Origin of the sequence: Streptomyces sp. VNUA24 (genome assembly GCF_029167005.1) — a bacterium.
Lineage (GTDB): Bacteria > Actinomycetota > Actinomycetes > Streptomycetales > Streptomycetaceae > Streptomyces > Streptomyces scabiei.
Genome location: NZ_CP119143.1, coordinates 857,817 through 882,257, shown reverse-complemented (window position 1 = coordinate 882,257; position 24,441 = coordinate 857,817). Strand labels below are relative to the sequence as shown.

The 24,441-nt window shown below is 71.8% G+C and carries 12 protein-coding genes; 9 read left to right on the top strand and 3 right to left on the bottom strand.

The features are described 5' to 3' along the window. The first annotated feature begins 225 nt into the window (after positions 1–225). The 4 genes from pflB to PYR72_RS03310 all read left to right on the top strand — a co-directional run bounded on the left by pflB (position 226) and on the right by PYR72_RS03310 (position 5,183). Positions 226–2,490: a formate C-acetyltransferase gene (gene pflB, locus PYR72_RS03325; protein ID WP_275453781.1), complete on the top strand. Its 2,265-nt coding sequence runs from the start codon at positions 226–228 to the stop codon at positions 2,488–2,490. Positions 2,491–2,495: 5 nt separating this feature from the next. Further along, positions 2,496–3,230: a pyruvate formate-lyase-activating protein gene (gene pflA, locus PYR72_RS03320; RefSeq protein WP_275453780.1), complete on the top strand. Its 735-nt coding sequence runs from the start codon at positions 2,496–2,498 to the stop codon at positions 3,228–3,230. Between the two features lie 186 nt (positions 3,231–3,416). After that, the gene (locus tag PYR72_RS03315) at positions 3,417–4,046 is read left to right on the top strand and encodes a DoxX family membrane protein (protein ID WP_275453779.1); all 630 of its coding nucleotides are present in this window, start codon (positions 3,417–3,419) and stop codon (positions 4,044–4,046) included. 306 nt (positions 4,047–4,352) lie between these two features. After that, positions 4,353–5,183: a universal stress protein gene (locus PYR72_RS03310; protein WP_275453778.1), complete on the top strand. Its 831-nt coding sequence runs from the start codon at positions 4,353–4,355 to the stop codon at positions 5,181–5,183. A gap of 549 nt (positions 5,184–5,732) precedes the next feature. On the opposite strand, the gene PYR72_RS03305 is transcribed toward PYR72_RS03310, so the two are convergent. Continuing rightward, positions 5,733–6,446: a GntR family transcriptional regulator gene (locus PYR72_RS03305; protein ID WP_275453777.1), complete on the bottom strand. Its 714-nt coding sequence runs from the start codon at positions 6,444–6,446 to the stop codon at positions 5,733–5,735. A gap of 164 nt (positions 6,447–6,610) precedes the next feature. Here PYR72_RS03305 and PYR72_RS03300 point away from each other — a divergent pair, with 164 nt between their 5' ends. The 4 genes from PYR72_RS03300 to PYR72_RS03285 are packed head-to-tail and all read left to right on the top strand — an operon-like array spanning position 6,611 to position 10,678. Beyond that, positions 6,611–7,960, top strand: a complete 1,350-nt coding sequence (locus tag PYR72_RS03300) for an MFS transporter (protein ID WP_275453776.1) — start codon at positions 6,611–6,613, stop codon at positions 7,958–7,960. A 20-nt stretch (positions 7,961–7,980) separates the two neighbouring features. Then, on the top strand, positions 7,981–8,871 hold the full coding sequence (locus PYR72_RS03295) for a transketolase (protein ID WP_275453775.1): 891 nt from the start codon (positions 7,981–7,983) through the stop codon (positions 8,869–8,871). Beyond that, positions 8,868–9,872 (top strand): transketolase C-terminal domain-containing protein, encoded by a 1,005-nt coding sequence (locus PYR72_RS03290; protein ID WP_275453774.1) that lies wholly within the window; start codon positions 8,868–8,870, stop codon positions 9,870–9,872. Before PYR72_RS03295 ends, PYR72_RS03290 begins: the two co-directional genes overlap by 4 nt. A 38-nt stretch (positions 9,873–9,910) precedes the next feature. Continuing rightward, on the top strand, positions 9,911–10,678 hold the full coding sequence (locus PYR72_RS03285) for an SDR family NAD(P)-dependent oxidoreductase (protein ID WP_275453773.1): 768 nt from the start codon (positions 9,911–9,913) through the stop codon (positions 10,676–10,678). 137 nt (positions 10,679–10,815) lie between these two features. Here the strand turns inward: PYR72_RS03285 and PYR72_RS03280 are convergent, their stop codons facing one another. Together PYR72_RS03280 and PYR72_RS03275 are read right to left on the bottom strand one after the other, a co-directional pair. Next, positions 10,816–13,611: a LuxR family transcriptional regulator gene (locus PYR72_RS03280; protein ID WP_275453772.1), complete on the bottom strand. Its 2,796-nt coding sequence runs from the start codon at positions 13,609–13,611 to the stop codon at positions 10,816–10,818. A 983-nt stretch (positions 13,612–14,594) separates the two neighbouring features. Then, positions 14,595–15,557, bottom strand: a complete 963-nt coding sequence (locus tag PYR72_RS03275) for an ACP S-malonyltransferase (RefSeq protein WP_275453771.1) — start codon at positions 15,555–15,557, stop codon at positions 14,595–14,597. Positions 15,558–15,819: 262 nt separating this feature from the next. Here PYR72_RS03275 and PYR72_RS03270 point away from each other — a divergent pair, with 262 nt between their 5' ends. Next, positions 15,820–24,414, top strand: coding sequence for a type I polyketide synthase (locus tag PYR72_RS03270; protein WP_275453770.1), 8,595 nt, complete (start codon positions 15,820–15,822; stop codon positions 24,412–24,414). The last annotated feature ends 27 nt before the right edge of the window (positions 24,415–24,441 follow it).

Genomic DNA, 24,441 nt, shown 5'->3' with positions numbered 1-24,441 from the left:
CCCCCGACCGACTGCGCGGGCGCGGGTCCCCCGACGGTCCATGGGCCCAGGGTCGCGGGCGCGGTCCGGCTTCGTCCGCTGCGCGGATCCCCGGGCCGCTCGGCCTGGTGGAGCAGGGCCGTGCGGCCCGGCCCCGCGTGCCCTGTCGGCACTCCCTCCGACCGGCGCGCAGCGGCGAGCATCCGACGCGCAGGCAGGTACGACGAACCGAAGAGAGGACCTGCGATGACCACGACCACGACGACGACAGTGGGCAGCCGAACCCCCGACGCCTGGCGGGACTTCGCCGGGACACACTGGCGCGAACAGGTCGACGTACGTGACTTCATCCAGGCCAACTACACCCCGTACGAGGGTGACGACGGCTTCCTCAGCGGTCCGACGGACCGTACCCTCGCCGTCTGGGCGAAGATCGTCGCGCTGTTCCCCGAGGAGCGAAGCCGGGGCGTCCTCGATATCGACACCGCGACCCCTTCGACGATCAACTCGCACGCGCCCGGGTACATCGACCGCGAGCGCGAACTGATCGTCGGCCTGCAGACGGACGCGCCGCTCAAGCGCGCGATCATGCCGAACGGCGGCCTGCGGATGGTCGAGAACGGCCTGCGCGCCTACGGCTACGAGCCCGACCCGTTCGTCAGCCGGGTTTTCGGCACCTACCGCAAGACCCACAACGACGGCGTCTTCGACGCCTACACCCCCGAGATGCGGGCCGCCCGCAGGGCAGGCATCATCACCGGGCTCCCGGACTCCTACGGACGGGGCCGGATCATCGGCGACTACCGGCGCGTGGCGCTCTACGGCACGGGCCGGCTGACCGAGGCCAAGAGGGCCGAGCGCGCCCTGCTGGACGCCCGCACCTCCACCGCCGACGTCATCCGCGACCGGGAGGAACTCGCCGAACAAATAAGGGCGTTGGGCGAACTCGCCCGGATGGCCGCCACGTACGGCTGTGACGTCTCCCGCCCCGCCGAGACCGCCCACGAAGCCGTGCAGTGGCTCTACCTCGGCTACCTCGCCGCCGTCAAGGAACAGAACGGCGCCGCGATGTCGCTGGGACGCACCTCGACGTTCCTCGACGTCTACCTCCAGCGGGACCTGACGGCCGGGCTGCTCGACGAGACCCGGGCCCAGGAGCTGATCGACGACTTCGTCATCAAGCTGCGGATCGTGCGCTTCCTGCGCACTCCCGAGTACGACGCGCTGTTCTCCGGTGACCCGACGTGGGTCACGGAGTCCCTGGGCGGCATCGGGGCCGACGGACGTCCACTGGTCACCCGGACCTCCTTCCGTTTCCTGCAGACGCTGTACAACCTGGGCCCCGCTCCGGAGCCGAACCTCACGGTGCTCTGGTCGCCGCGCCTGCCCGACGGCTTCAAGCGGTTCTGTGCGCAGGTCTCCATCGACACCAGCGCCGTCCAGTACGAGTCCGACGAGCTGACGCGCCCCCGCACCGGGGACGACACGGCGATCGCCTGCTGTGTCTCCGCCATGGCCGTGGGCCGACAGATGCAGTTCTTCGGTGCCCGGGTGAACCTCGCCAAGGCACTGCTGTACGCGGTCAACGGTGGCCGGGACGAGATGACCGCCGAGCAGATCGCCCCGGCCGCGCCGCCGCTCACCGGGGAGTACCTGGACTACGAGGAACTGTCGGCGGCGTACGACCGCGTCCTGGACTGGCTGGCCGCGACGTACGTCGACGCGCTGAACGTCATCCACTACATGCACGACAAGTACGCCTACGAGCGCATAGAGATGGCGCTGCACGACCACCCGGTGCACCGTTTCATGGCCTGCGGTATCGCCGGTCTGTCGGTTGCCGTCGACAGCCTGTCTGCCGTCAAGTACGCGCGGGTGAAAGTGTTCCGGGACGCCGGCGGCCTCGCCGTCGACTTCCGCACCGAGGGGGACTTCCCGACCTACGGCAACAACGACGACCGGGCCGACGACATCGCCGTCCACCTGGTCGAGTCGTTCATGGCGAAGGTGCGCGAGCACCCCACCTACCGGGACGCCGAGCACACCCAGTCGGTCCTCACCATCACCTCCAACGTGGTCTACGGCAAGCACACCGGCAACACCCCGGACGGCCGCCGCGCCGGACGGCCCTTCGCGCCCGGCGCGAACCCCATGAACGGCCGCGACCTGCACGGGGTCGCCGCCTCCGCCCTGTCGGTCGCCAAACTGCCGTACGAGCAGGCCCGCGACGGCATCTCACTGACGACGACCATCACCCCGGAGGGACTGGGCCACCGCCCCGAGGAACGCGCGGGCCACCTCGTCGGCATCCTCGACGCCTACACCGCATCGGGCGGCTTCCACATGAACGTCAACGTCCTCGACCGTGCCACGCTCCAGGACGCGATGGAGCACCCGGAGAACTACCCCGACCTGACGGTGCGCGTCTCCGGATACGCCGTCAACTTCGTCCGGCTGACCCGCGAGCAGCAACTCGACGTCATCAGCCGCACCTTCCACGGATCGATGTGAGCCGGATGCCGTCGCCCAGGGGCCGGATCCACTCCTGGGACCTGTCCACCGGCGTGGACGGTCCCGGGACCCGGTTCGTCCTGTTCGTCGCCGGCTGTCCGCTGCGCTGCCTGTACTGCGCCAACCCCGACACCTGGCACATGCGGGACGGAAAGGAGACCACGGTCGACGAGGTCATGGCGGAGATCGAGAAGTACCGCGCCTTCCTCACCACAGCCGGCGGCGGCGTCACCCTCACGGGCGGCGAACCCCTCCTGCAGCCCGGCTTTACCGGTGAGATCCTGCGCCGCAGCAAGGCGCTGGGGCTGCACACCGCCCTCGACACCTCGGGCTTCCTCGGCGCCCGCGCCACCCACGAACTCCTGGACGCCACCGCCCTGGTTCTGCTGGACATCAAGTCCTTCGACGTCACCACCTACCGACGGCTGACGGGCGGCGAACTGGGCCCCACCCTGAACTTCGCCACCCGCCTCGACAGGCTCGGCGTCCCCATGTGGATCAGATACGTCCTGGTGCCCGGCTGGACGGACGAACCGGAGTCCGTCGAGGTCCTCGCCCGCTTCGTGGCCGGGCTCGGCACGGTCGACCGCCTGGACGTCCTGCCGTTCCACAAGCTCGGCGCCGCCAAGTACGAGGCCCTGGGGCTGCCGTTCCCGCTCCGCGACACCCCCTGCCCGGACGCCGACCTGACCGAACGGATCCGTGAAAGGTTCAGGACGCACGGCGGGCGCGCCCACTGATCACGGCTGCGGCGCGGTCCGCTACCACTCGCACCGCCCGGTAGCGAGCCGTCGTCCAACAGGCCTTGCGGACAGGGACGTTCAGCCCCACGGTTACAGACCTTCGGCATCCGGCGCGGACCGGCGGACGCGACGAGAGTGAAGGCATCACACCACGTCCCCTCCGTTTTCGAAGGGAAGTCCATCATGGCCGTGCACGAGAACCCTCACCGGAGGCCCGGCCTCCACCTGCCGTCCTTCCGCGGGAGCCGGGCCGCCTCGTCGGCCGAGCCCACCCTCGCGGCGGCGACCGGAACGCACGCGGTGGCGGCCTACGCCCTCGCGTCCCTGCGTCTGCTCACCGGGTTCGTCTTCCTGTGGGCCTTCCTCGACAAGACCTTCGGTCTCGGCTACGCCACCCCGTCCGGCAAGGGCTGGATCGACGGCGGCTCGCCGACGCGCGGCTTCCTCGGCTCCGTGGCCGTCGGGCCGATGGAGTCCACCTTCCACTCCTGGGCGGGAGACACCTGGGCGGACTGGCTGTTCATGCTGGGGCTGCTCGGCATCGGGCTGGCCCTCGCCGCCGGAGTGGCGCTGCGGCTCGCGGCCGTCGCCGGCACCGTGATGATGGCGCTGATGTGGATCGCCGAATGGCCGCCCGCGCGGCACCTGTCGGACGGCTCGCCGAGCATGTCGACGAATCCGTTCGCGGAGTACCACCTCGTCTACGCCGTCGTCCTGGTCGTGTTCGCCGCCACGGCCGCCGGCGGCACCCTGGGCCTGGGCAGGTTCTGGGCCGGACTTCCGCTGGTGCGCCGCAGCCCCTGGCTGCGTTGACCGCGGGGGAGGCGGCGGGCCCGACGGCGGGCCCGCACCCAGAGCCCTCGCGCGAACCCTCCGATCAGTATTCCGCCCCCACAAGGCGGAGTTCATGAACCGCACCGTCACCGTCGGCATGGACGGCTCCCGTGAGAGCCGCACCGTCGCGGCGCCACGGCCCGAACGGCCCTGAGGGCAGGGGCCGTTCGGCACGACACGGGGTTCTCCCGGCTCCTCCCCGGGGAGGCGGGACACGGCCAGCCTCGTGAGGGGGCCACCGCCCGGTGCTCCCCGGTCACAGCCTGTCGAAAGGGAAGCGGAGCCATGACTCACAAGCCAGTCGTCGTCGGGGTGGACGGCACCCTCTCCTCCACCAGGGCCCTGGACTGGGCCGCCGGGGAAGCGGTCCGGCGTGGCGTCGGGCTGCGCCTGGTGTACGCCGTGCCGGACCGCGACGAGGCCGCACCGATCCTGCAGGCCGCCCTCTCGCGCGTCCGGGGGCGGCACCCAGGCCTCCCCGTACGAGCCGTCGCGGCCGAAGGCGGAGCCGTGGGGGCGCTGGCGCGCGAGAGCGCCGACGCGGTCCTCACCGTGGTCGGCACCCGGAGCATGGGCCGCACCGCCGGCCTGTTCCTCGGTTCCGTCAGTCTGCGGCTGGCCCGGCATGTGCGCGGTCCGCTGCTCGTCGTGCGCGGCGACCATCCGTGCGACGGGGGGCGTGAGGTGGTGCTGGGCCTGGAGGACGACAGGGACGAGCGGGCCGCGGTCTACGCCTTCGAGGAGGCCCGCCGCCGAGGCACCCGGCTGCGTGTCCTGCACTCCTGGTCCCACCGCCACGTCACACCCGCACTGCCACCGCCGGTGAGCACGGAGTGCCGACGACCGGACCCGGCCACCTCGTACGAACAGGTCGAGGAGGCCGTTCCGCGCTTCGCCCTCGCCGCGTTGCGGGAGCGGTACGCCGATGTTCCGGTGGAGGCCGTCACGGTACGGACGAGCGCCCCGGAGGCGTTGGTGGAATCCACCCGCGAGGCCGGTCTGGTGGTCGTCGGTTCACACCGCCGCACATCCGCCGTCGCGCCGCACCGGACAGCGGTGGCTCCGGTCCTGCTGCACCGCGCGCACTGCCCGGTGGTCGTCGTCCCCGCCGCATGACCGCACGTACCGGTCCGGGGGACCAAGGATGCCTGCTCCCGGGGGAAGGTGGTGGGGCCCCGGACGCCCTGGTCCGGCCGCACGGCGCCGCCCTCGGCCGGCTGTCGAACTCGGCGCTCCGTCCAGGGCTCGCATCCCCACCCGGACCGGGGCGTCGGCGGCCCACCAGGTTTCGGTGTGCCCGTCACGGAAGTGCCGCTGCGCGGGCGTCCAGTCGCCGGGGCGCTCGGCATCGCGCCGGTTAGGGCCTGCGTGGCTTCGATGGGGGTGTGCGGCTGGTCGGCCCAGGCCCAGGTGCCGGCCAGGAGAGTGCGCAGCACTGCCTGGGCGGTTCTGTTCGGGTCACGAACATGGGGTCCGCGCTCGCGTCGTGTGCGAGCGTTCCGAACGGCGCTTCCTCGTAGGGCCGGTGAACCGGGTCACCTCGGCTTCCGAGGGACACAACCGGGTGCCGGTCAGCCGCTGGTAACCGGACAGGAGGAGCGGGGCGTAGGCCCCTTCCCGGGTCCGGTATCGCATCGCCGGCCCCGGCGCGATCGACCGTCGGAATCAGGCGGTCTTGCGCGCGCCTTCTGGCTCGATGCCCAACTGTTCGATCGCCGACGTCATGTGGGTGTGCAGAATCCGCTGGGCGGCCGCGGCGTCTCCGCGGGCGATCGCGTCGGCGATGGGCTCATGGGCCGTCGCGGACATGGCCGATTCGCGGCGTTCGCCGGCCGCGCTCATGATCACCACGCGCATCGGACCCTCAAGCTGCCGCCAGGTCTTGAGAAGCACCGAATTGCCCGACAGCTCGCACAGCAGGAGGTGGAAGCCGAGATCGGCCTCGACCTTCGCCGCCAGGTCCGCGCCCGACGCGAAGGCGTCGTGGAGCCTCGTCAGGGCCTGGCGGAGCGCGTCGGCCGCTTCGCTTCTGCGCGGTGAGGCGATGATCTGCGTCAGCGCCAGGCCCTCCAGCGCCTCCCGGACCTGGAAGAGCTCCCGGACCTCGGTCGGCGTGAGCCGGGAGACCCGCAGCATGCCGCGTGCGCCGGGTGTGACGAGCCCTTCCTGCTGGAGGTGGCGGAGGGCTTCCCGTACCGTGCCCCGGCTCACCGACAGGTGCTCGGCGATCTCCACCTCGCCGAGGTGGTCGCCGGGGCGGTACTGGCCCGTGATGATCGCCGTCCGCAGCGCCACGAGCGCGCGCTCCCGAAGGGTGGTCGAGCGGGTGAGACTGGGCAGCGCCTGACCGGACACGGTCGAACCCTCCTTGAAGTCCACGAGTGATCAGAGTAACCCGCATCGGTGTTGTCTGTTGACAGTCAGCACTTTCCTGGCCGATCTCGCCGCATGGGTTGACAGCTCTCGCCGTCGGACTCAGCATCGACTCTCGACTGTTAACAGTCGACAGACAACAGTTTCGCCTACGGTCAAGGAGGACCGGTATGGCTGAGTCCAAAGCGCCGCCGTCGGCCGAGGGGTCGCCCGAGCGGCTGCGGGTCGCCGTGGGATGCGGAGTCGGCGCGACCATCGAGACGTACGACTTCATCGGCTTCGGAACCGCGGCGGCGCTCTACTTCGGCGATGTGTTCTTCCCCGACTCCGACCCGCTCTCAGCCACCCTGCTGTCGTTCGCGACCCTGGGCATCGGCTTCGCGGCACGGCCGCTGGGCGGCATCGTGGCCGGTCATCTCGGGGACCGTGTCGGTCGCAAGCCTGTGCTGGTCGGATCCCTGCTGCTGATGGGCATCGCGACCGTGCTGATCGGGTGCCTGCCCACCTATCAGACGGTCGGGATCTGGGCGCCGATCCTGCTGGTGGTCGTCCGGGTCATACAGGGACTCGCCTTCGGCGCCGAGTGGGGCGGCGCCATCCTGATGACCTTCGAGCACGCCCCGTGGCGACGGCGTGGCCTGTACACGGGCATCACCCAGGCGGGTTTCCCGGTCGGGCTGCTGCTCGCCAACCTCGCCTTCCTGTTCAGTCGGCACACCCTGGACGGCACCTGGGTCTGGCGCGTGCCGTTCCTGCTCAGTGCCGTCCTGATCGCGGTCGGCATCTTCATCCGGCTGAAGATCGAGGAGTCGCCCGAGTTCGAAGCGCTCAAGGAGTCCGGCGAGGTCGTCAGGAATCCGCTGCTCGAAGTCGTGCGGGAGGACTGGCGCAACGTCCTGCGGGCTTTCTGCCTGCGCATCACGGAGACCGCCGGGTACGCCGTCTCCGTCACCTTCGTGCTGTCCTACCTGGGCGACGGCGACGCCCCCGACGTCACGAGCACCACCACCCTCACCGCCCTGGTCACCGCGGCCGCGCTCGGCATAGCGGCCACCGTGCTCTGGGCCCGTCTGTCGGACCGGGTCGGCCGTCGTCCCGTCTACCTCCTGGGCTGCGCGGTCAGCGTGCTCTGGGGTGTCCCGCTCTTCCTGCTGGTCAACACGGAGACCGCCGCATTCGTCCTGATCGCCTTCGTGATCAGCTATGCCATCTGCCAGAACTGCCTCGCCGGCGTTCAAGGGGCCTGGTTCTGCGAGCTCTTCGACACCAGGACCCGTACCGCGGGAACGTCCTTGGCCTACCAACTCTCCGCAGTGGTCTCCGGATTCACCCCCATGATCGCCACCGCGCTCTACTCCGTCACCGGATGGGTGGGGCCCGCTGTTCTCTTCAGCTGCTACGGGTTTCTGGGACTCCTGGCGACCTTCATGACGCGCGAGACATGGGGTGCCGAGGAGCGCCGAGCGGCCGACCACGCCATGACCGCGACCGCCGAACCCGCACTGCCCACCGCTCGCTGACAGAGAAGAGGATCGATGTGATGTCCACTCAGGCATCCGAAACAAGGGTGTCGTCCACCCGGCGCATCCAAGCCCTGCGTGACTCCGCCCACCGTATCCGCAGGCACGCGCTGGACATGGGGGAGACCCAGGGCCAGGGCTACATCGGACAGGCGCTGGGCGTGGCCGACCTTCTGGCCGTCGTCTACAAGGACGTCCTCGACTTCCGTGCGGACGAACCGGACTGGCAGCAGCGCGACAGGTTCCTGCTGTCGATCGGCCACTACGCGATCGCCCTGTACGCGGCGCTCGCGGAGGCCGGTGTGCTGGACGTCGCGGAACTCGCCACCTACGGAAGCGACGATTCGCGCCTGCCCATGTCGGGCATGGCCTCCTACACGCCCGGCATGGAGATCTCCGGCGGTTCCCTCGGCCACGGCCTGGGCGTCGCCACCGGCATGGCGCTCGGCCTGCGCCACCAGGGCAGCGACGCACGTGTCTACAACCTGCTCTCCGACGGTGAACTGGACGAGGGCTCCACCTGGGAGGCGGCGCTCGCCTGCGCACACCACGGTCTGGACAACGTCACCGCCCTCGTCGACGTCAACGCCCTCCAGGCGGACGGCCCCACCAAGGGCGTGCTGCGCACCGAGCCGGTCACGGCCAAGTGGGAGGCGTTCGGCTGGCACGCGGTCCGGGTGGACGGCAACGACATCGAGGCGCTCGTCGGGGCCTTCGACAGCCTGCGCGGGCACCGTGGTTCACCAGCCGTGGTCATCTGTGACACCCGGATCGGATGTGGCGTGCCGATGCTGGAGAGCCGGGAGAAGGCGCACTTCATGCGAGTCGAGGAACACGAATGGCAGCTCGCCCGTGACCAGTTGACGGAGCAGCACCACACAGCCGCCGAGGGAGAGGAAACCGTTCGATGAGCACCTTCGTGCCGTCCAGGGCCCCAGGGCGCAAGCTGACCACGTCCGCGATGATCGCCTCGATCGCCGAGGAGGGGCAGCGCACCACCAAGGCGCCCTTCGGCCGCGCACTCGCTCGCCTCGCCGACGAACGCCCGGACGTGGTCGGTCTCTCCGCGGACCTGGCCAAGTACACCGACATGCACGTCTTCCGGGAGGCCCACCCCGGACGCTTCTTCCAGATGGGCATGGCGGAACAGGTGATGCTGGGCGCGGCTGCGGGACTGGCCGAGGTGGGCCTGACCCCGTTCGCCTCCACCTATCCCGTCTTCGCCACCCGCCGCGCCTACGACTTCCTCTGCCTCGACATCGCCGAGCCACAGCTGAACGTCAACGTCGTGGGCGCCCTGCCCGGCCTGACCACCGGCTACGGACCGAGCCACCAGGCGACCGAGGACCTCGCCATCCTGCGCGGCATGCCCGGACTGACGATCGTGGACCCCGCGGACTCCGTCGACATCGAACAGGCCGTTCCGGCGCTGGCCGCCCACCCGGGCCCCACCTACATGCGGCTGCTGCGCGGGGCCGTACCCACGGTCCTGGACGAGTACGACTACCGGTTCGAAGTCGGCAAGGCGGCACAACTACGCGACGGACGCGATGTGTTGTTCATCTCCACGGGTCTGATGACGGTACGGGCACTGACCGTTGCCGAGGAACTCGCGGCCGACCATGTCGACGTCGCCGTCCTCCACGTACCGACGATCAAGCCCTTCGACCGCGAGACCGTGCTGCGGGAGGCGGCAAAGGGACGTCTCGTGGTGACGCTCGAGAACCACAGCGTCGTCGGAGGTCTCGCCGAGTCCGTCGCCTCCTGCCTGGCCTTCGCCCGGCAGACGGCGGGCATCGTCCCGATCGGGCTGCCGGACGAGTTCCTCGCCGCGGGAGCACTGCCCACACTCCACGACCGCTACGGACTCTCGGTCGCAGCGATCAAGGAGCGGGTGAGGCACGCCCTCTGACCCCAGACCACCGACCTTCCCACCCTCAGGAGAACCGTATGTCCGTTGATCACATCTCCCGCACCGCCGTCATCACCGGTGCCGGCTCCCGTCGCGGCATCGGGCGCGCCACCGCGCACGCGCTCGCCGCATCCGGATACCACATCGCCGTACTCGATCTCGACAAGGAGGCCGCCCAGGAGGCCGCCCGGGAGGTTGCCGCCCAGCACGGGGTGGAGGCCCTGGGCGTGGCGGCGGACGTCTGCGACGCCGACGCGGTCGGCGCCGCGCTGGCGCAGACGGAGGCGGCGCTGCCGCCGGTCGGTGTCCTGGTGAACAACGCGGGGATCACCTCCCCGACCCGCTTCCTCGACGTGACATCCACGGAGTGGGACAGGATCTTCGACGTCAACGTCCGCGGCAGCTTCCTGGTCACGCACCGTGTGGCGGCGGGGATGGCCGAACGGGGCTTCGGCCGGATCGTATTCCTGTCGTCCGTCTCGGCCGAACGCGGCGGCGGGGTGTTCGGGGGAGTGGCGTACTCGGCGGCCAAGGCAGCGCTCCTCGGCTTCGCCCGCTCCCTCGCCCGCGAACTCGGTCCTTCCGGTGTGACCGTCAACTCCGTCGCCCCGGGCCTGATCGACACCGACATCACACAGGGCAAACTGGACGGGGAGCGCAAGGCGGCCATGATCGCGGACGTTCCGGTCCGCCGGATCGGCAGCGTCGAGGACGTGGCCGACGTGATCGCCTTCCTCGCGCGCCCTGAGTCGGGCTACCTCACCGGGGCGACGTACGACGTCAACGGCGGTTCCCACATCCATTGACGAGACCGGGCCCGATATCCTTCACGAGGTCCCGGTTCGGATTGTCTGGGCGACGGTGATGCACCCATCACCGCGACCGGTGCCGGAGGCGCCGCGGGACTCGGCGGCGCCCGTCAGGGGAACGGCGGTGCGGTCGCTCAGATGGAGCCGACGGCCAGGGCTTTGAACTCTCTGGGGAGGTCCGCGCGCCTGGTGACGTTGAGCTTGCGGTAGACGCGGGTCAGATGCTGTTCCACCGTGCTGATGGTGACGCACAGTTGGTCGGCGATCTCGCGGTTGGAGTTGCCCAGGGCGGCCAGGGAGGCGACCCGTCGCTCCGCCGCGCTGAGGGGGTCGCGGGGAACGGTGACCTGGTCGGGCGGTGCCCCTTCCCTGCCGCGCGGCGGCAGGTAGGGCTGCAGACGGTCGGCGCCGCACACATCGGCCAGGTGCAGCGCCTGGTACAGCGCTCGCCGTGCCTGTTCCACCTCACCGATCGCGCGCTGCGCGGAACTCAACGCGGCCAGTGCCCGGGCCAGTTCGAGCCTGTCCCCGGTGAGCCGCAGGACACTGACCGCCTCCAGCAGCAGGCTCGCCCGGCGCCGCGGTTCGGCGATCTCGGCCAGCAGGCACATGGCGACGCCGCGACTGCGGGATTTGGCGCTGCCGGGGCGGGCCAGCTCCGCATCCGCGAGTCGTCGGACCTGGTCCCGCTGCCCGAGGCGCAGATGCGCGGCCGCCGCGCCGCTGCGCCAGGGCAGGAAGGCGGGCAGATCCATGTCCCAGGCGCGGGCCTGGTCGCCGCAGCGCAGAAAGTCGTCCAGGGCCGCGTGCACCCGGCCCGCGGCCAGGTGGTGATGGCCCCGGGCGTAGAGGTACTGCAGGCCGTACCGCGACTCGGAGATCGCCTCCGGTACCGAGTGCCGCAGGTACTCCTCGGTGACGTCGTCCGCCCCCATGGCGGTCGCGGCCAGGACGAGCGTGCTCAGCGGCGCACCGACGGCGACCCCCCAACTGCGGGGCGAGAGGTGGGTCATGGCGGAGCGGGCCAGGGCGCATGCCTCGTGCAGATCGCCCTGCCGCAGGGCCAGTTCGGCGCGGATCGCGGTGAGCTTCGCCTGCCAGGTGGGCGCCTGCCGGACGGTGGCCTCCTGCAGGAGCTTGGCCGACCATACGGAAGCCTGGCCGAGCCGGTCCGCGTAGACGAGCGCGAGCAGCGCGGACTCCAGCGCGTACAGACTGGTGTCGTCCAGGGGGCAGGAGCGCAGCACCTGTTCGGCACTCCTGGCGCTGGACTCGTCGCCGCCGTTGCGCAGTGTCGAGCCGAGGACGGTCTCGGCGAGCAGGAGGGGTCTGGCGGCCGCGGGTTCCCTGCTGTCGCGGATGCCCGGGCCGTCCTCGGCGGCGGAAGGGAGGAGAGGCACCATCACGGGGTAGCGGTTCCGCAGCCACTCCCTGGTTTCCGTGTACAGGCCGTGGGGGCCCGGGACCTTCGGGTCCAGCGCACGGATCACCTCGGCGGCCTCGTCCAGGCGCCCGTGCCACAGCAGGGCACGGGAGAGCGGGACGGCCAGATGGGCGGGCAGGACACCCGTCAGCAGCGCTTCGGACAGGGGCCCCAGACGGGCAGTCACCATGGAGGGGTTGAGCTGCCACTCCAGCCGCACGAGCTTCATCGCCGTGAGCGCTTGCTCCCGCGCGTCGTCGGAGCCGGACAGCGCCAGTTCCAGGCACTCCAGGGCGAAGCCGACGTCGCCGCTTCGGCGCGCCTGCTCGGCGGCGTCCATCAGCACGGGGACGGCCCAGCCGGGTGGCACGTGTCGCACCGCGACGAGATGCCGGGCGACCGTGGGTGTCGGAAGTCCTTCGTGGTGGAGCAACTCCGCGACGTCCAGTCGCTGTCGCCGGAGCACGCCCCAGGGGATGTCGTCCAGGACGGCCGACCGTGCCGCCGGATGACGGAAACGGTCGCCGGCGACGAGCCCGGCGGCCTCCAAATGCCGCAGCGCGTTCGCCACCGAGGACGGACCGAGCCGGAGCAGGCGGCCCAGGCGGTCGGGGGAGGAGCAGGAGTCCAGTAACGCCATCGTGCGGGCCACGCCGAGGACGTCCGGCTCCCGGCCGTGCAGACAGGCGAGGACCGCCTGGGCGAACTCCTCTCCCGCGGGCGGGACTTCGGACCCTGCGTCGCCGTCGCCGGCGCTGTCGTCGTCACCGTCCACCAGCCTGTCGCGGTGGTCCCTCAACAGGGCGTGGACGAGCAGGGGATTGCCTCCGCCGAGGGAGTGGTAGACGGGGCCGTAGGCCTGTGCCTCCTGTGTGCCCAGGGCCTTCGTCGTGAGCTCGGTCGTGCCCTCCGAGGACAGGGGAGCCAACCGGACACGCCGGTAGAAGGGATGGCGGAGCAGTTCGGTGCTCAACTGCGGGAGACAGTGGCGGGCACTGTCCGGGCGGCTGAACACCAGCATCACGGGGGCGGATCTCGTGTGCGGGAGCAGTTGCAGCAGACAGCTCAGGGAGGCGGAGTCGGTGTGCTGGACGTCGTCGACGCAGAGCAGCAGGCCGCGCGGCCCGGCCGCGTGCAGCAGCGCACGGCACAGGCTGCGGGCGACATGGGCCTGCAGGGCGGCCGACTCATGACGGGCGGGCGGACGACCCGAGGCGAAGCTGTTCTCCAGGGCGGTCATCTGCGTACGGAGCGGTGCGGGCAGTGAGATGTCCCGGACGAGCTGATGGATGATACCGAACGGGACGTCGCGCTCCTCTTCCCGGCCGACGGCTCGCAGAACCTCGGAACCGGTCGCGGACGCCTCCTCGGCAAAGGCATAGAGCAACTCCGACTTGCCGATGCCCACGGAGCCGCTGACGAGGGCGACGTGTCCATTGCCGTGGCGGCTGTCCGCGAGGAATTCGTGTAACGCGGACAGTTCGTCTTTGCGGTCGATCAGTATCATGCGTGTACTCTTTGCAACACATCGGAATTCTATTCGTAAACTCACGAGTAGATTGCCGGAGGCCTCGGGTTTCTTTGCGGACTCTTAGCGGAGTCCCTCGGGGGCCGACGAAGTAGTCTGCAGCGGAGTCCCATTCGCGACTCCGCCGGACGGCCATTTCGAGCCGGTGTCGTAAAGTAGCGCCCGGTCGCGTTCGAAGATGTCGGAAGGCAGGGGTCTTCGTGCGGCACGGTCGGCCGGACCTGTCCTACGGTGCCGTATTCCACCGCCGTTGACCAGCCCACTTTGCGTATGACATTCATTGTCGCCTGCGGGCAATTCGGGCCATATGGCTTGCGTTCGGTGTTCTGCCCGACGGGCAGGCTCGCCGCGTTGCCGAAGGTGTTGCCGTAGCCGCGACCGCGGATGCCGCCGTCGATCCGGGCGTGGACGAGCACGTCGGCCCACCTGCTCCAGCGGATGGGTGGTGCACTTGGCCGCGTCTGCCGGTCGGTCGGCCCGGATGCGTCGCTCGACCCGGCGCGGGTCCATGCCGACGGAGTGCGCCTGCCCGGCGTACAGGTCCGGCACCTCCCGCACGCCGTCGCCGATCAGACCTGGTCTCGTGGGGGTCGCCCGGAGCCAGGTCCGGGAGGACGTGCCGGTCGTGCCGCTCGCGCCCCTCGTGCCGCCGGTGTCCCGGACGCGGCCGGTCGGCGGGCGCGGCACGTCGAGCGGTATCAGGTCCGCCGGGTCCCGGGAGCGCGGGACGTCCACCGGAAACGGGCCGAACGCCGTGAGCCGCTCATAGCGGGTGATGTCCCGCGCGTCGGGGTCGAGTCGGGCGGCGCGAGGCGGCCGGTACGGGCTGCCGGTCTCCGGGGGGAAGTACCGAGCCACCACCGCCTTCGAGGTCCACGCGTCGAGGTCGGTTTCGAGCCAGTCTTCGATCAACGTGTCGCAGCCCGCCCCCAGCGCGGCGGGCGACACGTCGGCCGCCGCGCTCACCGGGCCCACGCCGGCGAAAGGTCCATGCCGAACTCGTTCACACTGGTCAGCACCTGCTGGATGTGCTCCGGCTTGTCGACGTGCACCACCGGGAACGGGAATCCGAGGATGCCGTCCGGGATCGAGCCGCCGATGATGAGGCCGAGGCGCACGCCCTGGTCCTTCATCTCGTCGCAGACGTCCACCAGACTGATCGGGTCCGTGGGGTTCCGGTCGAACAGATCCCGTACGTCCTCCGCCGTGGTCAAGGTCTTGCGCTCCAGGCAGGAGACCAGAGGCAGTTCGGGCGCCTTGAACGGCATCGCGTCGATGTACGGCGCCATGAACGCGCGGAACCGACCGCGCAGCGGCGAGTGCACGGCGATCGGCCGGTCCGGCAAGGGGGCGACACTGCCCGGCGGAAGGTCCGCCGCCAGCGCGTCCAGTGCCTTCCGCTCGCCCGACAGCATCAGGATCCGCACGGCCCCGTCGGCCGTCGGACCCAAGTCCCCGGACAGATGCACCCCGGCCCGGCCCTCGCCCCGGTACGCCGCCACCAGGTCGCCCTCGGCCGGCGCGAACGCCAGCGCGAGGCCCTGCTCCGGCTCCTCGGCGCACAGTTCGGGTGTGTGACGGGCGTACGCCAGCATCTCGAACAGTTCCCGCCGTCCGATCGAGCCCGCCAGGCAGCTCGCCGTCATGGCGCCGAGGTTCAGTCCGCCCAGCACCGCCGGGCAGAGCCCCTGTTCCGCCAGCACGTCGTGGATGCCGAGGGCGAGTGCCGTCTCGCGGATCGTCCCGGCGCTCTGCCGCTCCTCCTGGGGCTCCGGCAGCTCCTCCTCGAGGATCTGGCCCACCGTGAGACCCGTCCACTCCGAGACCTGCTCGTACAGGTCCCGCATCACGGGATGGGCCCTGTACATCTCCAGACCGTGCACATCCGCGCCGACTCCGCCGCCGAACAGAAAGCCCAACGTCATGGCCGACTCCTGTGTATCTCGAACAAAAAAGGCGTGAACAGGACCTGGTGCTCTCGGTGTGCCTACCGCGCGACCGGGTCTTCGAGGCCACTGATGCGCAGCTACCGTACCCACCGCCCGGCCCTGCGGAAAGAGCCATCCGACTCTGTTTCCAGCCACCGTCGGGTGTCGCGGGCCGCGCTATCGAGACGATATGCGGGACTGTCAGAGTTCTTGCGTGGCCCGAGTAATTCCTCTTGCCCGGATGGCCGGGAAGCCGGAAATGGAAGAAATGCCGAACAAGGACGACGGTGATGCCGGCACGCCGATTGCGGTCGTCGGATACTCCTGCCGACTGCCTGGCGCGCCCGACCCGGAGACGTTCTGGCGGCTGCTCGCGACGGGCCGGCACGCCATCACCGAGGCGCCGTCCGACCGCTGGGACGCCGACGCGATCAGGTCGGCCGGGGCGGCACCGGACGCCGAACGCGTGCGATGGGGCGGTTTCCTCGACCGGGCCGACCTCTTCGACGCCTCCTTCTTCGGGATCTCCCCGCGCGAGGCCGCCGCCATGGACCCCCAACAGCGCCTGGTGCTGGAACTCGGCTGGGAGGCCCTGGAACACGCCGGCATCGTCCCCGGCACCCTGGCCGACAGCCCGACCGCGGTCTTCGTCGGCGCCGCCACCGACGACTACGCGACCCTGCGCGCCCGCCTGGGCGCCGCCGGCATCACCCGCCACACGGCCGTCGGCACCCAGCGCACCATGATCGCCAACCGGCTCTCCCACACCCTCGACCTGCGGGGGCCGAGCCAGACCGTCGACAGCGGACAGTCCTCGTCCCTCGTCGCCGTCCAACTGGCCTGCGAGAGCCTGCGCGCGGGCGACTGCACCGCCGCCCTGGCCGGCGGCGTCAACCTCAACCTCGCCCTGGACGGCGCACTCGTCGCCGCCGGCTCCGGCGCCCTCTCGCCGGACGGGCGGTGCCACACCTTCGACGCACGCGCCAACGGCTATGTACGCGGCGAGGGCGGAGCTCTGGTCGTCCTCAAGACCCTCGACCGGGCCATGGCCGACGACGACCGCATCCGCTGCCTCATCCTCGGCGGCGCCGTGAACAACGCCGGCAACGCCTCCTCCGGGCTGACCGTTCCCGACGAGAGCGCCCAGCGCGAGGTGATCCGACTCGCCCACCGGCGCGCCGGGACACGCCCCGACCAGGTGCAGTACGTCGAACTGCACGGCACCGGGACGAAGGCCGGCGACCCCGTCGAGGCCGCGGCACTCGGCGCGGCCCTCGGCACCGCGAGGACGCCCGGCAGGCCCCTGGCCGTCGGCTCCGCCAAGACCAACGTGGGCCATCTGGAGGCCGCCGCCGGTGTCGTGGGCCTGCTCAAGGTCATCCTGTCCATCGAGTACCAGGCCCTTCCCCCCAGCCTCAACTTCACCGCCCCGCCCCCCTCGGTACCCCTGGACCGCCTCAATCTGACGGTCCAGCGGGAACTCGCGCCCTGGCCCCACGACGACCTGCCGAGGACCGCGGGGGTGAGCTCGTTCGGCCTGGGCGGCACCAACTGCCACCTGGTGCTGTCCGACTGGCGCGGCCGGGGCACGCCCGCGGCCCCCGAACCGTCGTACGCCCCGCTGCCCGCCCCCGTCACCCCCGTCGCCCTCTCCGGGCGCGACGAGCCCGCCCTGCGCGCCCAGGCGGCACGCCTGCTCGACCATCTCGCCGACCGCCCCGAACTCGGGACCGGCGAGATCGCGTACTCCTGCGCCACGACCCGCACCCACTTCGCGCGACGCGCGGTCGCCCTCGCCACCGATCGCGACGACCTCCTCGCGTCGATCGCGGCCCTGACCGAAGGCCGCCCCGTGCCGCGTCTGGTGGAGGGCACCGCACGCGAGGGCGGCCTCGCGTTCCTGTTCACCGGGCAGGGCAGCCAGCGGCCCGGCATGGGCGCGGCGCTGCACACCACCTTCCCCGTCTTCGCGGACGCCTTCGACGCGGCGTGCGAGGAGATGGACCGCCACCTCGACCGGCCGCTGCGGGACCTGGTCCTCGACAGCGGCGGCACCCCCGACGCGGCCCTGCTCGACCGGACCGGCTACACCCAGCCGGCGCTCTTCGCCTTCGAGACCGCGCTCTACCGGCTGCTCGAACACTGGGGTCTGACTCCCGACGCCGTACTGGGCCACTCCGTCGGCGAACTGGTCGCGGCACACGCGGCCGGCGTACTGGACCTGCCGGACGCCTGCACGCTCGTCGCGGCACGGGGCCGTCTGATGGACGAACTGCCGGGTGGCGGCGCCATGGTGTCGGTCCAGGCGTCCGAGGAGGAACTCCGCTCCGACCTTGCCGAGTTCGCCGGCCAGGTCGCCGTGGCCGCGGTCAACGGACCCGCCTCGACCGTGCTCTCCGGCGACGAGGGCGCCGTGCTCCGCCTCGCCGGACGCTGGCGCGACCGCGGCCGCAGGACCAGGCGACTACGGGTGAGTCACGCCTTCCACTCACCCCACATGGACGGCATGCTCGACGAGTTCCGCCAGGTCGCCGAGAGTCTCACCTACCGCACACCGCACCTCCCCGTGGTCTCCAACCTGACCGGCCGGACCGCCACCGAGGACGAACTCCGCTCTCCCGACCACTGGGTCCGCCACGCCCGCGACGCGGTCCGCTTCCTCGACGGGGTCAGGACCCTGCACGCCCGCGGGATCGTCCTCCACCTGGAGATCGGACCGGACGCGGTGCTCTCCACCATGGCCCGCGACTGCGCGCCCGACGGCGCCGACCAGCTCTTCGTCCCCGCCGTGCGGAGGGACCGCGACGAAGGAGCCACTCTCTACTCGGCACTCGCGGAACTCCACGTGGGCGGCGCCACCGGGACCCTGAACCAGCTCTTCGCCCGCTCCCGAGCGCGCCGCGTCGCCCTGCCCACCTACGCCTTCCAGCGGCAGCGCCACTGGCTCGGCTCCCCCGGCACATCGCTCCCGCGGAGCCCGGCCGCCCCGGAACTCCCTTCGCCGGAACTCGACATGGTCTCCCCGGCCGCCCCCGGCGACCGCCGAACCGCACCGGCGGAGCTGGTGCGCGCACACGTGGCCCACGTCCTCGGCCACGACTCGGCCGACGCCGTGCGGATCGGCACCACCTTCAAGGAACTCGGTTTCAGCTCCCTCATGGGCGTCGAACTGAGCGACATCCTCAGCAGATCGACCGGCACACGTCAGCCCAGCACCCTGATCTACGACCACCCGACACCCGAGGCCCTGATCCGCCACCTGGGGAACGCGCCGGGCGACGGCACGCCGGCCCCGGAGGCCCTCGCGCAGGCGGGTGTGGGGGAGCCGGTGGCGGTGGTGGGGATGGCGTGTCGGTTGCCGGGTGGGGTGGTGTCGCCTGCTGGGTTGTGGGAGTTGGTGGCTGAGGGTCGGGACGGTGTGTCGGGGTTTCCGGTGGACCGGGGTTGGGATGTGGAGGGGTTGTTCGATCCGGATCCGGATCGGCCGGGGACGTCGTATACGCGGCATGGCGGGTTTTTGCATGATGCGGCGGAGTTCGATGCGGAGTTCTTCGGGATTTCGCCGCGTGAGGCGTTGGCGATGGATCCGCAGCAGCGGTTGTTGCTGGAGTCGTCGTGGGAGGCGGTGGAGTCGGCGGGTATCGATCCGCACGCGTTGCGCGGCAGCCGCACCGGCGTCTTCGCCGGCACCTTCACCTTCCGGGACTCCGACAGCGGTGTCAGGCTGCCCGACTCCTCGGAGGGGCGCCGGCTGACCGGTGGTGCCGCGAGTGTGTTGTCGGGTCGGGTGGCGTTTTCGTTGGGGCTTGAGGGTCCTGCGGTGACGGTGGATACGGCGTGTTCGTCGTCGTTGGTGGCGGTGCATCTGGCGGTGTCGGCGTTGCGGGCGGGGGAGTGTTCGCTGGCGTTGGCGGGTGGGGTGACGGTGATGTCGTCGCCGGGGACGTTTGTGGAGTTTTCGCGGCAGCGTGGGTTGTCGGTGGATGGGCGGTGTCGGTCGTTCGCGGCGTCGGCGGGTGGGACGGGGTGGGCCGAGGGGGTCGGTCTGCTGGTGTTGGAGCGTTTGTCCGATGCGCGGCGGCTTGGGCATCGGGTGCTGGCGGTGGTGCGGGGGAGTGCGGTCAATCAGGACGGTGCGAGTAATGGGTTGACGGCGCCGAGTGGGCGGGCGCAGGAGCGGGTGATCCGGGCGGCGTTGGCGTCGGCGGGTGTGTCTGCTGCTGAGGTGGATGTGGTGGAGGCGCATGGTACGGGGACGCGGTTGGGTGATCCGATCGAGGCGCAGGCGTTGCTGGCGACGTACGGTCGGGAGCGGTCGGCGGGGCGGCCGTTGTGGCTGGGGTCGTTGAAGTCGAACATCGGGCATGCGCAGGCGGCTGCGGGTGTGGCTGGTGTGATCAAGATGGTGATGGCGCTTCAACAGCGCGCATTGCCGAAGACGTTGCACGTCGACGAGCCGACACCGCTGGTGGACTGGGCCTCGGGTGGGGTCGAGTTGCTGACGGAGCAGCGGGAGTGGGAGGCGGTCGAGGGGCGTCCGCGCCGGGCCGGGGTGTCCTCGTTCGGGATCAGTGGCACCAACGCCCACCTTGTCCTGGAGGAAGCGCCCCCCGTCCCGGAACCGGAAGCGACCCCCGCCCCGCAACCGGAAGCGACCCGCGAGCCGGAACCGGAGGCGACTCCCGAGTCCTCGCCCGGAACGGTCCTGTGGCCGTTGTCCGGCCGGACCGAGCAGGCTCTGCGCGCGCAGGCGCGGCGGCTGCGTGAGCACCTGAGCGTGACGCCCCGGGCGGGACTCGCCGACGTGGGTCTCTCGCTGGCCACCACGCGCGCCGCGCTGGAGCACCGGGCGGTGCTGGTCGGCGACGACCCGGACCGGATGCTCGTGGATCTGGCGGCGCTCGCGGACGGCGACCCGCCGTCCCGTGTGCCGTACGGCGTGCCGAGCGGCGGGAGAACGGCGTTCCTCTTCACCGGGCAGGGCAGCCAGCGCGTCGGCATGGGACGTGAACTCCACGCGCGGTTCCCGGTGTTCGCCGAGGCATTGGACGAGGTCTTCGAGGCGTTCGGCGACCGCCTCGGGCGCCCGCTGCGCGACGTCGTCCTCGCCGGCGCGGACTCCCCGGAGGCCGCCCTGCTGGACCGGACCGTGTTCACCCAGGCCGGGCTGTTCGCCGTCGAGGTGGCCCTCTTCCGGCTCGTCGAACACCTCGGCATACGGCCGGACCGGGTGGCCGGACACTCGGTCGGCGAACTGGCGGCGGCGCACGCCGTGGGGATGCTGTCGCTGCCGGACGCGGTGACTCTGGTCGCCGAGCGCGGCCGTCTCATGGAGGCGCTGCCCGAGGGCGGCGCGATGGTCTCGGTCCGGGCACCGGAGGAGGAGGTCGCCGAACTGCTGCGCGGCCGGGAGACACGGGTGGCGATCGCCGCCGTCAACGGCCCGCTCTCCTGCGTGCTCTCCGGAGACGAGGACGCGGTCGCGGAGATCGCCGACGAACTGGCGGCGCGCGGTCGCAGGACCAGGCGACTGCGGGTCAGCCACGCCTTCCACTCGCCCCGCATGGATCCCATGCTGGACGAGTTCCGCCGGGTGGCCCAGGGGCTCGACCTGTCGGCGCCCGCCGTACCGCTGCTGTCCGACATGACGGCACGGCCCGTCACCGGGCCGGCCGACGGCAGCCCGGCCGACGCGGAGTACTGGGCGCGCCACGTCCGGGAGACGGTGCGGTTCGCCGATGTCGTACGCGCTCTGCGGGCGGACGGAGTGACGACGTTCGTCGAGATCGGACCCGACGCCGTCCTGACCGCCATGGGCCGCGACTGTCTCCCCGACGACGAGGCCGAGGACGCCCAGGCGGAGTTCGTCCCCCTGCTGCGGCGTGACCACCCCGAGGAGCGGACCCTCGCGGAGGCAGTCGCCCGGCTCCACGTCCGAGGCGTCGGACCCGACTGGGCGGCGGTGTTCGCCGGTACGGGCGCGTCCCGCGTCGACCTGCCCACGTACGCCTTCCAGCGCAGGCGTTACTGGGCGAGCGCCGGACCGGTCACCGGCGGGGACGCGCCCGCGCTCGGGCTCGGTACCGGCGGGCATCCCCTCCTCGGTGCCGCGGTACGGCCCGCGGACTCCGACACGCTGGTGCTCACCGGGCGGCTGTCCCTGGACACCCACCCCTGGCTCGCCGACCACACCGTCCTCGGCACCGTCCTCTTCCCCGGCGCGGGGCTGGTGGAACTGGCGCTGCACGCCGCCCGCCGCACCGGCTGCGACCTGCTGGAGGAGCTGACCCTGCAGGCGCCGCTCGTGCTGCCGGACGAAGGGGCAGTAGAGCTCCAGGTCCAGGTGGCCGGGGCCGACTCCGACGGGCGGCGGTCCGTGACCGTGCACACCCGGCCGGCGTCCGCCTCGGGCCGCGACCAGGAGGACGGCGGGACCGACGGCGGCGACTGGACGCTGCACGCCGTCGGAGTGCTCGCCCAGGCCGCCGGGGCGGCGGCCGACGCCGACCACTTCGCGAACTGGCCGCCCGACGCCGAGGAGATGGACCTGTCCGGCTGGTACGACACGCTCGCCGCACAGGGCTTCGGCTACGGCCCCGCCTTCCGCGGGCTGCGTGCCGCGTGGCGCCGCGGCACGGAGGTCTTCGCCGAACTGGCCCTCCCCGAGGAACAGGCCACCGCCGCGGCCGGGTACGGACTGCACCCCGCGCTGCTCGACGCCGCACTGCACGCCATCGAACTGGGCGCGCTGCCCGGCGGCGACGAGACCCGGCTGCCCTTCGCGTGGAGCGGGGTACGCCTGCACGCGGCCGGGGCCACCGCGGCACGCGTCCGGCTGGCACCCGCCGGACCCGACACGGTCACCCTCGCCTTCGCCGACGCGGCGGGTCGTACGGTGGCGTCGGTGGGCGCGCTGTCGCGGCGGCCGGTCTCCGCCGAGCGACTCCGCGCGGCACGGAGCGGGGGACGCGACCCGCTGTACCGGGTGGAGTGGACCGTGCTGCCCGGCATCGCCGGTCCGGGCTCCGGCGCGATCCCCGAGCGGTGGGCGGTCGTCGGCGACGCGGCCGACACGGCCGCCGCGGCCGTCATGGCCCGCATGGCCGAAACGCCGACGGCCGCCGGTGCCGAGGTCCGGACCCATCCGGATCTTCCGGCGCTCGCCGAGGACATCGACCGTACGGCGGACGTCCCGGCCGTCGTCCTGGCACCCCTGACCGGCTCCTCCCCGGACGGTACGGACGCGGCACGGGCCGCCGGGCGTGCGCTGACCCTGGCGCAGGGCTGGCTGGCCGACGAGCGTTTCGCCGCCTCCCGTCTGGTCGTCGTCACCCGGGGCGCGGTCGCCGCGGGGCCCGACGAGGACGTGTCCGACCTCGCGCACAGCGCTGTCTGGGGGCTCGTCCGCTCGGCACAGACCGAGCACCCCGACCGCATCACCCTGCTCGACCTCGACGACGAACCCGCCTCGCGGCGGGTCATGGCGGCGGCCCTCACCGCCGCGGAGGCCGCGGGCGAGGCCCAACTCGCCGTCCGCGCCGGGCGCGTACTCGTTCCCCGGCTGACACGTGCCATGACGCCCGTGCCCCCCGTGCCCCCCGGGCCCGGTGAGGGGCCGTGGCCGACGGACGGCACCGTACTGATCACCGGCGCGACCGGCGCCCTGGGTGCCGCCGTGGCCCGTCACCTGGTCACCGCGCACGGCGTACGCGATCTGCTGCTCGTCGGCCGACGCGGCGACGCCGCCCCGGGCGCCGTCGAACTCCGTCAGGAGCTGGCGGAGTTGGGGGCCACGGCCACCCTTGCCGCCTGCGACGTCGCCGATCGTGCGGCGCTCGCGGCCCTGCTCGCCACGGTGCCCGCCGACCGTCCGCTGACGGCCGTCGTCCACGCCGCCGGTGTCCTGGACGACCGCGTCTTCGACGCCCTCACCCCCGAGAGCCTCGCAGCGGTCCTCCGGCCGAAGGCGGACGCCGCCCGGCACCTCAGCGACCTCACCCGTGATCTCGACCTCGCCGCCTTCGTCCTCTTCTCCTCCGTGCAGGGGTTGCTCGGCGGCGCGGGGCAGGCCAACTACGCGGCGGCCAACACCTTCCTGGACGCCCTGGCACAGCACCGGCGGGCCGGCGGTCTCGCGGCCACCTCACTGGCCTGGGGCCCGTGGGCGGAGGGCGGTATGGCCGCCGGGCTCGGCGAGACCGACCGCCGCCGGTTCGCCCGTATGGGCATCCACGCGCTCACCCCCGGCCAGGGCCTGCGACTCCTCGACGCCGCGCTGGCCACTGGCGACGCCTGCTCGGTGCCGCTCGCCCTCGACACCGCCGCGCTGCGGGCGGCCGGCACCGGCGTACCGCCGTTGCTGCGCGGGCTCGTTCCGGCGCGCAACCGCGAAGCGGCGGGCCCCGGCCCGAGCACGTCCGGCGAGGCGCCGGGCGCCCGGCTCGTGGCCCGGCTCGTCGAACTCGACGCCGCGGCCCAGGAGAAGCAGCTGCTCGCCCTGGTGCGGACCGAGGCCGCCGCCGTCCTGAACTACGACCGAGCGGAGACGGTCGACGCGCGCCGGAGCTTCAAGGAACTCGGCGCCGACTCCCTCAGCGCCGTGGAACTGCGCAACCGCCTCGGCAGGGCGACCGGACTACGGCTGTCCGCGACCGTCGTCTTCGACCATCCGACCCCCACCGCACTGGCCGGACGGCTGCGGGCCGAACTCTTCCCGGACCGGGCAGACGACACCGTCCCCGACGGGCCGGATCGCGCGGCCGACGCGGAGGAACTGGCCGCCGAGGAAGAACTGATCGACGCCATGGATGTGGCGGAACTGGTCCGGATGGCCCGCGAAGGCATCGAGTCCTGAACAGCACTGGGAGAAGAACGCTCATGA